Raw genomic sequence first — 13,772 nt, forward strand, 5'->3', positions numbered from 1 at the left:
CGAAGCCTGTTTTAAAAAAGGTATCCGGTTACTTGCCTTTCGGGCCGGAGCCCATCGCGTAGAGCCAGTGGATGAGACCGCGAGAGTTCTGCTCGGGGAACACACCCTCTGCCACAGACTTCACCTCTTCGATGGAATAGAACGCATTGGGGTTGAAATCCTTGATGAGCCCCACCACGTGCTGGAGATCCTGCCTCCTGATGATGGTGAAGACCATCGTTACCTTCCCGGTACCACCTTCCCCGTCGATACTTGTGACACCATAGTTATGCGAGCGCAGGAACTGGATGAGTTCCGCTGGATCCTCCTTGGTGATGATCCGCACGCTGGTTAAGCCCAGCGAGAGTTTCTCCTCGATGGCCATGCCGACAATCGTCCCCGTGGCAAACCCTGCACCGTAGGCGATATAACAGACCGCGTTCGTCAAGTTGTTCATCACCTGGCCTATGGCAACGAGCCAGATGATCACCTCGAAAAAGCCGATGATCGCCGGGAGGTACTTGATCCCTTTCGACATGAAGATGACCCGGATCGTGTCAAGGCTCATGTCGCAGACACGGGCAAGGAAGATCAGGATTGGCACGATAACGAAGGCAAAGACCCCGGGTGTTACCAGAGAGATCGTCATCAATACCTGATCACGGATCGCCAATATTAATAGTTGCGGTGGGCATGGCTGAACTGTACCTTCGGAACGTGAACATCCTGAAAGCCCCCGCCCGCATTCACCTCACGGGAGGATCAGGGAGTGCCATGGATCATGCAGCCGGTGCGGGTATCGTAACATAATGCCGGGACAGGTGCCAGTGGATAATCGCCAGGATCCCTGTCGTGAGTACCGCGGCAGCGGATATGGCGGGAAACACCGGGACGATAGTCGTGGTATCAGCCCGCCCGGCCATGAGCCAGACAAGACCTCCCGTCACCGCAACAGAGGTGGCCCAGACATCCCGCACCGCAAAGAAGAAGATCGCCGCAAGGATCCCAAAGGAGAAGTACAGGACAAGACTGCCAGGGATCCCGACCCCCGGGTTGAGAGCGACAAAGGAAAGCCCGGACAGGATACCCGTGACGATGACACCGGTACAGATAGAGTGGAGCACCCCGCCATTGCGGACATATGCCTGGACATGCGTGCCGGCAAGCACCCAGCAGGTCATGACCATGGCAATCCCGGTCGGCAGGAACTGGAGAAAGACCACGGCAAAGGAGAAGCGGTCCGTGCCAAACGGGTTCTGGAGCGCAACCGCCGCCCACACGAGAAGCAGGGTCAGGGAAGTCATGAGGAGGGTCCGTCGCAGGGACCGGAACCCGATCTGGTGCATATTAATATCGCCGGTAAAAAATGCCCGGCGCACGAGCATAACCGGGACAACAATACCGATAAGAATGCACGTCACGGTCGTATACAGCAGGAATGCGAAGGCATCGGGAGCGCCAAAGAGCCCCAAAGAACCTGCAAACAAGTAAGTCTCTGCGGTCCAGACCAGGTATACGAGAAGCGGGAGCAGCAGGAGGCGGTTGAACGCACCCCGTGATACTCTCCCTGATCCGGGAAGAATACCGCTTCTTCGGTCCGGTTGTTGCCTGTTGCCGCTCATCGAATCACCGTTCCCGCAGGTACCCCGGGCTTTGAACCGGAAGTCTACCATATCCGTATGACTGCCGTAATTATATGCGTGATGCCAGCAGGTCGCGGATTCCCTGTTCCCGCTCTTTTGGACTCTTCTTTGGTGTGCCCAGCCGTTCGTTGAAACTCGGGAAGGTTGTCCGGTAGAATACCCCGAGCGCAATCCGGGCGTCCGCATTGTAATCCCACTTGCGGGCCAGCGCACAGGCAAGGTCGAACCGCGATGGGTCATGATCCCCAGGCTCGTACACCCGGGGCGTGTAATAATCCGCTGCCGGGAAGAACGTGGCGCAGATCTGGAGCACGTCGATGAACGAGAAGCCAGGGTGATCAATCCCGCCGCGGATGAGGGTTTTTAACTGGTCCATCTTTTTCGTATAGCCCCGCGCGATATAGGTCGCGCCGCTCGCAAGCATCAGCTCAACCGGATTAAGGGGGAATTCCGCTGTGCCCAGGGGGGTGGACTTGCCCCGGAATCCCAGCGGGGATGTGGGAGTGTACTGTCCGGTCGTGAGCCCGTACACGCGGTTGTTGTGGACAATGACCGTGATATCGATGTTCCGTTTTGCGGCAAAGATCAGGTGGTCCAGCCCTTCCGCATAACAGTCCCCGTCGCCACAGCAACAGATCACGGCAAGGTCGGGATTCGCAAGTTTGATACCGGTTGCCACGGGAATCGTCCTGCCGTGGAGGGTGTAGAAGGAATTGATGTTCAGGTAGTCAGCGATCTTTGCATGGCAGCCGATACCTGATACCAGGACCACATCATCCAGCGACCTGCCGGTGGCTTCCCTTTCCGCGAGAATGGTCTTGAGCGTATGCTGGATGGTGAAGTTGCCGCAGCCCGGGCACCAGGTGTTCTGGACCTCCGTAATGAGCGCCCGACCGGTCATGAGACCTCCTCCCGGATTCTCCCAAGGAGATTCTCGTACGTAAACGGGCGGCCGTCATACCGGAGGATCTTCGCATCCACGCTGATCCCATGCTGCCGGGCAAGTGCTGCCAGCTGTGCGGTTGCATTCTCCTCAACGCAGATGATCTTCGTCGTCCCGGCAAGCGCTTGTTTCATCTGATCCTCCGGGAACGGTTCGAGCACTACCGGCTGGACAACCCGGAGCCCGAGTATGCCGGCAACTTCCCGGCACACGCCTTTTGTTGACCCCCAGCAGAGAAGTGCTGTCGGGGCACCGGCAGACCCGAGGACATTGACCTGCTTAAATCCGTCCATTGCGCGGGCCAGCCCGGCCTCCTTGCGCGACCGTTTCTCTGCCATCAGGGCAACCATGGGCGCTTCCTCGGTGGTGTACCCGTCTTCATCGTGGGCATAGCTGTTCACCTTCACCACGGTATCCTTCATGCCGGGGAATGCAAGGGGCGAGACGCCGGACGGGGTGTCCGCATACCTGCGATAAGGGGAATGCCCTTCCAGAACGGGAGTCTCCCCGGTTACGGGTGCAATGGTACTGCCCGTATCAATATCCATGCTGTAGGTACCTTCCGACAGGGTCTTATCGGGAAGAATGAATGCCGGGATGTGGAATTTCCAGGCAATCTCCATTGCAATGGCTGACCATGCGAGTGCCTCGGCTGCATCCCCCGGTGCAACAACGAGGCGGGGGAATTCTCCCTGCCCGGCATGCATGACAAAACGGAGTTCGGACTGCCCGGTATACGTGGGGAGCCCGGTTGATGGCCCGGTCCGCTGGGAGACCACGATCACCAGGGGAAGCTCTGCCATACCGGCAAGGGAGAGCCCCTCGGTCATGAGACAGAACCCGCCACCGGAGGTACCGACAGCAGCACGTTTCCCGGCATACGCAAATCCGAGAGCCATCAGGATAACGGCAATCTCGTTTTCGGGATGTACAACGGTTATGCCGAATCGCTCTTTCTCCCCGGCAAGGAAGTGAAGCAGGCTTGATGACGGGGTCATCGGGTACGACACATAAGATTCAAGCCCGCCCCTGACCAGGCCAAGACCGATAGCCTCGTTCCCGGTGAGAAGCGGAAGGGGCGGGTTGCTGCACGGTACAATACGGCGGACCGTTGCAAGCTGGTCGTATGCAGCCCGGGCCACGTTCAGGTTCATGTCCGTTCCTTTGGGAATATGGGACCGGAACACCGCCTCCACGATCTCCCAGTCAATACCGGCAGCCTTTGCAAAACCCCCGATTACTGCCGAGTTCCCCATGATCTCGGGCGCATTCTCGTGCGAAAGCAGGGCTTTTACCGGAATACCCTGGCCATCAGACTTAACCAGGTCTGCATTGAATATCACCGCAGTACCGGCATGCGCCTGTTCGCGGTGACGGTTTGCTGTTTCCTGGTTCAGGGCCAGGATGAAATCAACCTTCTCCCGACAGGTTGATACGTCCTGGTCCGAACCCCGGATTACCGCAAAATTATGGCCTCCCCGGATCAGCGACGGATAATCGAAATACAGGTAAACCCGGTAGCCGAGATGATTGAGCAGCTGTGCCACCAGTGCACCGGCGCTGTTGATACCATCGCCGGCTTTCCCTCCGACAAGGACAGACACTTCCCTTTCGTCAGTCATACAACCCCGTATGATACGATCCTGCAGGTTCAGGTATATACGTTGGCATGGGGATACCTCCTGCCTGTGCGGCGTGCTATGCCGGAGACCTCTCCGGCAGCACCCGGTTTCCGACGTCAGTTCTTGCCGTTATATTCAAATAGGTCGGAATCAATCATTCATGACTATAGATAGATCCGGGTCGCCGGGCATGATACCCCCCTGTCCGGACATCCGGGATCGACGGAATTCTCTGCGATTCTCTGTGCCAATTATAGAATAAGGAACGCTGCATTCCTCCGCATCAGCAACGGGAGACCCTTGTGAGCATGAAAGAACTGGGATCGGAAAAGAAGGCTTACTATATCCACACGATCGGCGGTATGGATATGGACAGCCTGATCAAGGCGATCCGTCATACCAATCTCGGGATACGGTGGAGAGCGGCGCTGGCTCTCGGGGATATCGGGGAGCCGGCAGTCAAGCCGCTGATACGCGCACTCAAGGAGAATGACAAGGATGTCCGGTGGCTGGCCGGTCTCGCCCTTGGCCGTATCGGCGTGGCAGCACTTCCCCAGCTGATCCGGGCACTGTCCGAAGAGGACCATGATATACGCTGGCATGCAACCCGCGTCCTCGCGGAAATCGGGGAGCCGGCCATCCCGAAACTTATCGAGATCATGCGGGATGAGGACGGCGACGTCCAGTGGCGGAGCGCGTACGCACTCTCCCTCATCGGGGAACCTGCTGTTGAACCCCTGATCCTTGCCCTGAAAGACAAACGCTGGTGGGTCCGTGTCAGGGCCGCCTGGGCACTGGGGGAGATCCGCGACAACCGCGCCGTTGAGCCCCTGATCCAGTCAGTGAACGACATGGACTGGTATGTCCGCTGGAGTGCAGCGGATGCACTGGGGAAGATCGGCGACAAGCGCGCTGCGATGTGCCTGGCAAAAGCCCTCAAGGAACCCGACTCGTTTGTCCAGGTACCTGCATCATGGGCACTGGGCAAACTGGGCAGTCACACATCTGTCGATACCCTGATCCTGTGCCTCAAAAACCTGGACTGGTATGTCCGCTGGGGATCCGCTGATGCCCTTGGCAACATCGGGGATGAGCGGGCACTGGAACCCCTTGAAAAACTGCTCGCGGACAAAGACGAGTACGTGCGCAGGGCAGCAGACGAGGCAATCGGAAAGATCCATAAAAAATGCGCAAAAACCAGGAAACCGGCATAATAACCGATCCCCGTACCGGTTTTCAGAGTTTCTGCAACTGTTCCAGGATTAATTTTACATCATTGATCTTGTAGGGTTTCGACAGGACCCCGGAGAACCCGTACCCTGCATAATCCGTGACAACCGGATCATTGGAATAGCCGCTTGAGACAATGGCTTTCACGGCAGGATCATATGCCCGTAGTTTCTGGATGGTCTCCTTTCCCCCCATTCCGTTCGGAATAGAGAGATCGAGAATGACGATATCAAACGGGGCACCGGCTTCCTTTTCCCGCATATACAGGCTGACTGCATCGGACCCGTTCTCGGCAAACATCACGTCGTACCCAAGAAACTTCAACACTTCCTGGGTAACATCGAGGATGATCTGCTCATCGTCCATCAGCAGTATTTTTCCTTTGCCCGCCATACAAAACCCAAAATATTTTTGTATTATTCCCCTTCAATCCGCTATATAATATATCATTTGTGGATCGGGAGATCAAATCCCCTTTCAGACCCCGGTCCCCCGCACCTCAAAAACCGGATTGCGAAGATCATACGGGTACACAAACGGCAAACCGGTATACGATCACTTTTTTCCGGCCCGCAGCCGTGCCGCCTCTTCCTTGTCTTCTACGCGGAGGAGGAAGGTGCCGTGGCAGGGCTTTGTGTACGGGAAGATGACAAAGTCGCCGTCCAGCCCTATCGCGATCGGGGGCAGGCCAATCACGTGGACGTCGAAGACCTTGAACCCGGGCTGCACATCGATGGATTCTTTGAAATTCGATCGGACATACTCGCGGGACTCCTTGAAGGTGGCATCCCGCAGGACAATCTCATAGTTCATCTCTTCTACGCAGCCCATGGGGTCACCTCATCGATTGCTTTCTTTAAGGGCAGGGGGTTGTGGACGGCCTTTGCCGCAATGACCGTGCAGGGGAAGTCGATCTTCTTCACCTGTTCTTCGTAGTGTTCCCCGTACACCAGGGCATACAGTTTCGCGTGGGAGATCGCGCCCATTGTTGCCGCGTAGCTGACACCTGCATCATTATGGATGAAAACGAAACAGCGGTCAAAGTCCCGTTTCTTGTCAGAGATCAGTCCCACGGCCCGGTCGAGATCTATCACCTCGCCGAGATAATGGCGATCGGGATCCGAGACCACGAGCAGGGTGTTTGCCGCCTTGTTGCCGGCAACCACCGGTGTGATACCGGCCTTCCTGAGCCGGTTGATGAGATAGAGCGCGATACTGGTCTGCACCGGTACCTGCGGACACCCGAGCACAAGGAGTGCAGTTACGGTTTTTGCTGCTGGTTCGTCTGCCACGATCGATCAGTCCTGACTACTGGTAGATTCTTTTCCCGTTTGGAGGAAATAACCTTGCGCATCACGGCACCTGCCCGCCGGGTGCCGGTCTAATCCCTGCCCCGGAGCATGACCCGGTCGGGATGCGTGTAGATGGTGAACCGGTCTTGCCGCGAGAACCCGATGAGGGTGATACCTGCCGCGTCTGCCGCAGCGATCCCCTTGTCGGTCGATGCCGCCCGGGAGATGATGATCGGGATACCTGCATGGGCGCTCTTCCGGACCATCCCCGCCGGCTGGCGGCCGGTACATCCGATTACGCACCGGGAGAGGTCAATATGATTCAGGGCCGCATACCCTACGAGCTTGTCGACCGTATTGTGCCTGCCCACGTCGCTGCTCTTGGCAAGGAGCTGCCCGTTGCAGAAGAGAACCGAGCAGTGGACCCCCCCGGTCTTCCGCCAGAGTTCGGTCTCGATCTCCCGGGTAATGGCAATCACGTCATCCGGTGAGACCCGGACATCCGAGACCACCCGCTGAGGCGGGGTGATAAAACTGAGTCCCCCGGAGGATCCGACCTCCTGTTTTGCCCATTTCAGGTCGCAGCCGGTATCGGAGTACACAAGGATACGATCCCCGTCAACGGACACCTTATCGACGCAGCGGACCAGCCCCTCGTTGATCACGTATCCTGCTCCCAGTTCCTTCAGCTGGTCGCGGCTCGCAACCATGCCGGTCACGAACCGGTCATTCAGGAAGAGCTCGAACCGGTCCTCAATGACGATGGCATCATCGGTCTCGTGCGGCTCTCCTGCAACAACCTGGATACCGTGATGCATATGGATCATGGGGATCATGGAGCGCGTATCTCCCGGGTCTCCTGGTGTACCCACTCAAGATAGGGCAGGTGCCCGCCGGTTACGGGCAGTTCGATGATCTCCGGCACCTCGTACGGGTGCAGTTCGCGGATGGCACGGATAACCGTACCGGCCAGTACTTTCTGCGTCTTTGCAATCAGCAGGTGCTCTTCGTCATCACAGAACTCCCCTTTCCAGGAATACCATGACCTTACCGGGGTCATGTTGACGCAGGCAACGAGATGACGGTCGATAAGCGTCCGGGCGATCTCTTTTGATCGTGCTTTGGGAACCGTTGAGAGTATCACGCAGATCTCCGGGGCTGCCGTTATCGTCCCCGTATCCCGATTCTTCTCCATACCGGTGAAGTTATAAGTACGGCATGATAAGCCTGATTCTTTGAACCTCCCTCCCGGGAGAAAGAGCCATTCCCTGCAGGGAGTTAGATTCTATAGCGTCCAGCGCCAATAGTAAGTACTTATGTACGCATCACGCATGAGCAACCTTCCGCCGTATCTCTTTGCACGGATCGACGCGATGAAAGCTGAACAACGGAAATTAGGCGTTGACCTCATCGACCTCGGCGTAGGGGACCCTGACCTTGCAACACCGCCCCATATCGTAGAATCCCTCATCAGGGCAGCAAAGGATCCAAAGAACCACCACTACCCTGACTATGCCGGGATGCCGGCCTACCGGAGTGCCGTTGCCGGGTGGTACAGGAAGCGCTTCGGTGTCACCCTTGATGCAGATAAGGAAGTTGTGGCGCTGATGGGTTCCAAGGACGGCATCGCCCATATCGCCGAGGCGTTCGTGAACCCCGGCGACTATGTCCTCGCCCCGAGCCCGGGCTACCCGGTGTACCGGACCGGTACCCTCTTTGCCGAGGGGAAGGTGCACGATATGCCCCTCCTGCGGGAGAATAATTTTGTTCCCGTACTTGCCGATATCCCGAAGAAGGTTGCAAAGGCAGCAAAGATCCTGTACATCAACTACCCGAACAACCCCACGGGAGCCATTGCACCGGCAGGGTTCTACAAGGAAGTAGTCGACTTTGCGAGCGACAATGAGATCGTCGTAGTCTCGGACAATGCGTACTCCGAGATCTCGTACGACGGGTACCGTGCCCCCTCATTCCTCCAGACAAAAGGTGCAATGGACGTCGGTATCGAGATGCATTCGCTCTCCAAGACCTACAACATGACCGGCTGGCGGATCGGCATGGCAGTCGGCAATGCAGAAGTCATTGCCGGGCTCGGGCGTGTCAAGACCAACGTGGACTCCGGGGTCTTTGACGCGGTGCAGCACGCAGCCATCACGGCCCTCTCCGGCCCGCAGGACTGCGTGAAAGACGCATGTAAGATCTACCAGGAGCGCCGCGATGTGCTCGTCAAAGGACTCCAGAGTCTCGGGTTCGACGTCCCGCTCCCGAAGGCAACGTTCTATGTCTGGGTGCCGGTCAAGGATTGCATGGCATTTTCCGGGCGGCTTCTCACCGAAGTCGGCATCGTGGCAACGCCGGGCGTCGGGTTCGGCGCAAGCGGCGAAGGATACGTGAGGTTTGCCATTACCCGGCCGGTTGAGCGGATACAGGAAGCGATCGAACGGATGCGGAAGATGAAATTATGAGACTCGCCCATCACCTTACCGTTAAAAACAGTCACCTGCTCATCAACGGGCAGGACTGTGTAGCGCTTGCAGAGAAATACGGGACGCCGCTCTACGTGACGAGCGAAGACCGGGTCGTGGAGAACTTCGAGAGTTACAAGAAGGCCCTCGGTGCCCGGTACCCGAAGGTGCAGGTGCTCTTTGCAGCAAAGGCAAACGGCAACCTTGCCCTGATGCGGGCACTGGCAGCAAAAGGCGCCGGGGCAGATGTCTTCTCTTCGGGAGAACTTGAGTTAGCGCTCAAAGCGGGCATGGCACCGGAGAAACTCCTCTTCAACGGGAGCTCCAAGACCCCGGCCGACCTGAAACTCGCGGTGGAGAAAGGCGTGAAGGTCTCGCTCGACTCCCTTGACGAACTCCACCAGCTCGATGCCGTGGCGACGAAATCAAAGAAGACGGTCAAGGTCTCGTTCCGCGTCAACCCGGCGCTCGAAGTGCCTACCCACCCGAAGATCGCCACCGGCCTCGCCACGAGCAAGTTCGGCATCCCGCACAAGGAGATCCCTGCTGCGTACAAGGAAGCCCTTGCCTGCAAAAGTATCCGACCGGTCGGGATCCATTGCCACATCGGCTCGCAGATCCTCGATGTCGAACCGTTCGCACGGGCGGCAGAAGTGATGGTGCGGATTGCAAAGGAACTCACGGACATGGGAGTTACACTGGAGTTCATGGACCTTGGCGGCGGCCTTGGCATCCCCTACCACCACGATACCGATCCGGTTCCCACGCCGAAAGATTATGCTGCAAAGGTTGTCCCGATCTTCAAGGCGGGTATGGAAGCCTGCGGCATCACCCCGGAACTCTGGGTTGAGCCCGGCCGATTTCTCGTGGCCGACTCTACTGTGCTCCTCACAAGGGTCAACTCCACCAAGAAAGCCCACAAGCGGTTTGCAAACGTGGACGCAGGGTTCAACCTCCTGATCCGGCCCGCCATGTACGACTCCTACCACGAGGTCATCGTGGCAAACAAGGCCGATGCACCACTCAATGCGGAATACACCGTCACCGGGCCCATCTGCGAGACCGGCGATATCCTTGCACCGGACCGGAAACTCCCGGAACTCGCTGCCGGGGACATCGTAGCGATCCTCGATGCAGGAGCCTACGGGTATTCCATGGCATCCCAGTACAACAGCCGGCCGCGCTGCCCCGAGGTTCTTCTCCACGGTTCGCAGGCAGCACTCATGCGCAGGGGAGAGACCGTTGCAGATCTCACCGCTGCCATGGAACACCCTCCCTGGCAGAAGTAAGCGGAGGTTCGTGCAGTGCACTTCCACTATGCGCTGGTCGATGACCTCATCACCAAGGAGGAGTTCGAACAGCGTGTAGAGAAGAAGATCAACGAGTGCGGGGACCTGGTAGACGAGCCGACCGCCGCGATGATGGTGGTCGGCGAGCTGGGCCGGGAGCACGTGAAGATCAAGGGGCTCTGTGCAAAATCCAGCCTCTTCTCTTTTTTCGGGAAGATTATTGACAAGACCGAGCCCCGGGAGTTCGACCGGGCAGATGGCGAGAAGGGGTGGGTGGCCACGATCCTGCTCGGGGACGAGACCGGGACAACACGGCTCGTACTCTGGGACCAGAAAGCAGGTGCGGTGCTGGATGTCGCGGAAGGTGAAATGCTCGAAGTCATCGGGCGCCACCCGGGGAAGAGCACCAAAGAGATCTATGCCCTTGCGCTGCGAAAAGCCAGCTGCGAGATCCAGTGCGAGATGCGAAAGAATAGTACAGGTCACGGAAGCCTCTCGAACGAACCCGTTGACCTGGATGTTATCCTGGTAGCACGCGGGGAACCCCGCACGTATACCAAAAAGGATGGTTCCAGCGGGGAGATGGTGGATGCCATTATCGGCGATGATGAAGGAACCGCACGGATGGTTGCCTGGGCACCGGAGCTGCTCCTCTCTGTTTCTCCAGGTGCTGCCCTTCACATCACCGGTGCAAAGCTGAACCAGCGCGATGAGGGGCGGAGTTACAGCCTTGACGACAAGAGCACCGTCACCCCCACTGACCAGAGCATCGCCATCCCGTTTACCCCGCTCAATGCCGTCGGCGATCAGGGTATCTATACCGTCCGGGGCAGGGTGAAACTGGTGCAGCAGCCGCGATCATTTACCACGCGGAACGGCACGCCCTCGTGGGTCAGGAACGTGACGATCTCCGATGGCAAAGACGACCAGAAAATTGTTCTCTGGGGAGAGAATGCGCTGGTCCCGCTGGCTGCCGGGGATGCAGTTGAGGTCTATCATGCCACGGCAAAGCCCGGGCGGTTCGGGGATATCGAACTCGCAGTCGGGCGGGGAAGCGCACTGCTGGTGCCAGAGGAGACCGCACAGCCGGTTCCGGTCGTCTTCTCCGGCACCATCATCCCGGGCCAGGGATGCATATTCATCGATAACGGGAAGGACCGCTACCTGATTGAAGGCAGTTTCCCGGAAGGGACCGAAGTTCATGTGAGCGGGATCCTTGCCGGCAGCCGTATCCTTCCGGACTCCGTGCAGCCGGAGGAGATCAGTGCAGAAACCGTACTTGCCCACATCCGGCAATTCCGGGAGCAGCAGGACTCCTGAACCACACTTTCACCCCGCGCAGTCCGGGGGTTTATATGCCAGTCTTTAACATCTTGTTGTGCCATAGGAGTGTTACAAGAAATGGCTGAAGGACCATTGGAAATTGAAGATTTACCGGGTGTAGGCCCGAGCACAGCAGAGAAACTCCGGGAAGCCGGTTACCTTTCGGTTGAGAGCATTGCAACGGCAGCACCTGCCGAGCTCTCGGAGGTCTCAGAGATCTCGGAGGCAGTTGCAAAGAAGATCATCAAGGCTGCCCGCGAAGTGGCGGATGTCGGCGGGTTCAAGACCGGGAAAGATATCTTCGAAGCACGCAAGGACATCCGTAAGCTCTCGTTCCGGGTCCCGGAACTGGACACCCTGCTGGGCGGGGGCCTTGAGACCCAGGCCATTACTGAGATGTACGGTGAATTTGGTTCAGGTAAGAGCCAGATCGTCCACCAGATGGCCGTCAATGTCCAGCTTCCCGAGGACCAGGGCGGCCTGAACGGCAGCGTCATCTACATCGATACCGAGAACACGTTCCGTCCCGAGCGTATCGAGCAGATGGTGAACGGTCTCGGGCTTGATGACATCCCCGATGTGCAGACGTTCCTCGACAATATCCACATTGCCCGGGCCCACACGTCCGATCACCAGATGCTTTTGATCGACAATTCCCGCGAACTGGCAACCGAACTGAAAGCCAGCGACAAGCCGGTCAAGCTTTTTATCATTGACTCGCTCACCGCCCACTTCCGGGCGGAATACGCCGGACGCGGGACCCTTGCCGCACGGCAGCAGAAACTGAACCGGCACATGCACGAGCTCTTCAAGCTGATCGATGAGCACAATGCCGTAGGCCTCGTCACCAACCAGGTCATGTCCAACCCTGCCGTGTTCTTCGGCGACCCGACCAAACCCATCGGGGGCAACATTGTCGGGCACACGGCCACCTTCCGGCTCTACCTCAGAAAGAGCAAGGGCGGCAAGCGTATTGCACGCCTCGTGGACAGCCCGAATCTTCCCGAGGGCGAGGCACCGTTCATTGTAGAAGAGGCTGGTCTCAAACCGTGTTGAAAGCACTCATCACTGATATCGACGGGACGCTCACCAGTCCCGACCGCAGGATACATACCGGCGCCATCGAGACCATCCGGTCACTGGTTGACCAGGGTGTCATCGTAGTACTGGCAAGCGGGAACACATCCTGCTTCATGGAATCGCTCTCTAAAATGATCGGGACGCAGGGGTCATTCATCGGAGAGAACGGGGGAGTGTACCGGACCGGATACGCCGGCCCCCTCCGGATCACCGGGAACCAGACCGTGTGCCTGCGGGCACTCGAAGCCGTGCAGGCACATTACCGTATGCAGGGAAAGGAACTGGAACTCTTCAGCCCCACATACCGGTTTTCCGACCTCGCCTTTGCACGGACCGTCCCGGTTGAAGAGGTGAGAACCATACTCAGGGACCACCCGGTACAGGTGATCGATACCGGGTTTGCCATCCACCTCCAGACACCCGGCATCAACAAAGGAACCACGCTCGCCCTCCTTGCAGAAACACTCGGTCTCCATCCCGCAGATTTCCTGGCAATCGGCGATTCCGTCAATGACATCCAGATGATCGAAGCAGCCGGAATAGGTATTGCGGTTGCCAACGGGCATCCCGATACCAGGGCAGCAGCAGATTATATTACAGAAAAGACGTACGGAAACGGATTTGTTGAAGGGGTAAAAAAGTATTCTTCTTATTTCCGCGCAAGGTAGCGGTCAACGACAATATAGTCCTTGATATCCTTGACTGCCTCGAACGGTATGAGCAGCAGGTTGTCGTCCTCAAGAGTGTATCCGTCCGTTGAGAATGACTGGTCCGGGTGGACGAGCATCTCCTGCACCTGGCCGGAATCGAAATCAACGCGGAGGTTCTTCAGGGTTCCGATGAGCTTTCCGTCATTCGTCATGATCTTTTTTCTTGAGAGGCTGCGGGCAAATACACGAGTCATGA

At 57.7% G+C, this 13,772-nt stretch carries 16 protein-coding genes; 6 read left to right on the top strand and 10 right to left on the bottom strand.

The genetic code is table 11. The features are described 5' to 3' along the window. Positions 1–28: 28 nt before the first annotated feature. The 4 genes from LUQ43_RS05995 to LUQ43_RS06010 all read right to left on the bottom strand — a co-directional run bounded on the left by LUQ43_RS05995 (position 29) and on the right by LUQ43_RS06010 (position 4,187). Positions 29–628, bottom strand: a complete 600-nt coding sequence (locus LUQ43_RS05995) for a DUF2179 domain-containing protein (protein WP_299965097.1) — start codon at positions 626–628, stop codon at positions 29–31. A gap of 130 nt (positions 629–758) precedes the next feature. After that, positions 759–1,652, bottom strand: coding sequence for a hypothetical protein (locus tag LUQ43_RS06000; RefSeq protein WP_299965099.1), 894 nt, complete (start codon positions 1,650–1,652; stop codon positions 759–761). Between the two features lie 19 nt (positions 1,653–1,671). After that, a complete protein-coding gene (locus LUQ43_RS06005) occupies positions 1,672–2,523 on the bottom strand; it encodes a thiamine pyrophosphate-dependent enzyme (protein WP_299965101.1) in 852 nt (283 codons plus the stop codon). Beyond that, on the bottom strand, positions 2,520–4,187 hold the full coding sequence (locus LUQ43_RS06010) for a 2-oxoacid:acceptor oxidoreductase subunit alpha (protein ID WP_299965104.1): 1,668 nt from the start codon (positions 4,185–4,187) through the stop codon (positions 2,520–2,522). The genes LUQ43_RS06005 and LUQ43_RS06010 overlap by 4 nt, the downstream gene beginning before the upstream one ends. Before the next feature lie 308 nt (positions 4,188–4,495). Here LUQ43_RS06010 and LUQ43_RS06015 point away from each other — a divergent pair, with 308 nt between their 5' ends. Next, a complete protein-coding gene (locus tag LUQ43_RS06015) occupies positions 4,496–5,401 on the top strand; it encodes a HEAT repeat domain-containing protein (protein WP_299965106.1) in 906 nt (301 codons plus the stop codon). 22 nt (positions 5,402–5,423) lie between these two features. On the opposite strand, the gene LUQ43_RS06020 is transcribed toward LUQ43_RS06015, so the two are convergent. The 5 genes from LUQ43_RS06020 to cutA form a co-directional block, all read right to left on the bottom strand. Then, entirely contained in the window at positions 5,424–5,810 is a 387-nt protein-coding gene (locus LUQ43_RS06020; protein WP_299965108.1) for a response regulator, read from the bottom strand. A gap of 162 nt (positions 5,811–5,972) precedes the next feature. Further along, positions 5,973–6,248 (bottom strand): DUF1894 domain-containing protein, encoded by a 276-nt coding sequence (locus LUQ43_RS06025; RefSeq protein WP_299965110.1) that lies wholly within the window; start codon positions 6,246–6,248, stop codon positions 5,973–5,975. Next, a complete protein-coding gene (locus LUQ43_RS06030) occupies positions 6,236–6,709 on the bottom strand; it encodes a DUF1890 domain-containing protein (protein ID WP_299965112.1) in 474 nt (157 codons plus the stop codon). The genes LUQ43_RS06025 and LUQ43_RS06030 overlap by 13 nt, the downstream gene beginning before the upstream one ends. An 89-nt stretch (positions 6,710–6,798) precedes the next feature. Then, complete coding sequence (gene fdhD, locus LUQ43_RS06035; protein WP_299965114.1) at positions 6,799–7,545, bottom strand: formate dehydrogenase accessory sulfurtransferase FdhD; 747 nt, start codon at positions 7,543–7,545, stop codon at positions 6,799–6,801. Beyond that, positions 7,542–7,904, bottom strand: coding sequence for a divalent-cation tolerance protein CutA (cutA, locus tag LUQ43_RS06040; protein WP_299965116.1), 363 nt, complete (start codon positions 7,902–7,904; stop codon positions 7,542–7,544). Before cutA ends, fdhD begins: the two co-directional genes overlap by 4 nt. 121 nt (positions 7,905–8,025) lie before the next feature. Between cutA and LUQ43_RS06045 the strand changes: the two genes are divergently transcribed. From LUQ43_RS06045 to LUQ43_RS06065, 5 genes are all read left to right on the top strand, one after another. Next, on the top strand, positions 8,026–9,174 hold the full coding sequence (locus LUQ43_RS06045; protein WP_299965118.1) for an LL-diaminopimelate aminotransferase: 1,149 nt from the start codon (positions 8,026–8,028) through the stop codon (positions 9,172–9,174). Next, positions 9,171–10,463, top strand: coding sequence for a diaminopimelate decarboxylase (gene lysA, locus LUQ43_RS06050; RefSeq protein ID WP_299965121.1), 1,293 nt, complete (start codon positions 9,171–9,173; stop codon positions 10,461–10,463). The genes LUQ43_RS06045 and lysA overlap by 4 nt, the downstream gene beginning before the upstream one ends. 15 nt (positions 10,464–10,478) lie before the next feature. After that, positions 10,479–11,783, top strand: a complete 1,305-nt coding sequence (locus LUQ43_RS06055; protein ID WP_299965124.1) for a nucleic acid-binding protein — start codon at positions 10,479–10,481, stop codon at positions 11,781–11,783. Between the two features lie 81 nt (positions 11,784–11,864). Further along, the gene (gene radA / locus LUQ43_RS06060; RefSeq protein ID WP_299965126.1) at positions 11,865–12,842 is read left to right on the top strand and encodes a DNA repair and recombination protein RadA; all 978 of its coding nucleotides are present in this window, start codon (positions 11,865–11,867) and stop codon (positions 12,840–12,842) included. After that, the gene (locus tag LUQ43_RS06065; protein WP_299965128.1) at positions 12,836–13,534 is read left to right on the top strand and encodes a phosphoglycolate phosphatase; all 699 of its coding nucleotides are present in this window, start codon (positions 12,836–12,838) and stop codon (positions 13,532–13,534) included. Before radA ends, LUQ43_RS06065 begins: the two co-directional genes overlap by 7 nt. Here the strand turns inward: LUQ43_RS06065 and LUQ43_RS06070 are convergent. Next, complete coding sequence (locus LUQ43_RS06070; protein WP_299965130.1) at positions 13,516–13,770, bottom strand: PRC-barrel domain-containing protein; 255 nt, start codon at positions 13,768–13,770, stop codon at positions 13,516–13,518. The two genes, LUQ43_RS06065 and LUQ43_RS06070, sit on opposite strands and share 19 nt — an antisense overlap. Between the last annotated feature and the right edge of the window lie 2 nt (positions 13,771–13,772).

Source organism: Methanoregula sp. (assembly GCF_028679125.1).
GTDB lineage: Archaea > Halobacteriota > Methanomicrobia > Methanomicrobiales > Methanospirillaceae > Methanoregula.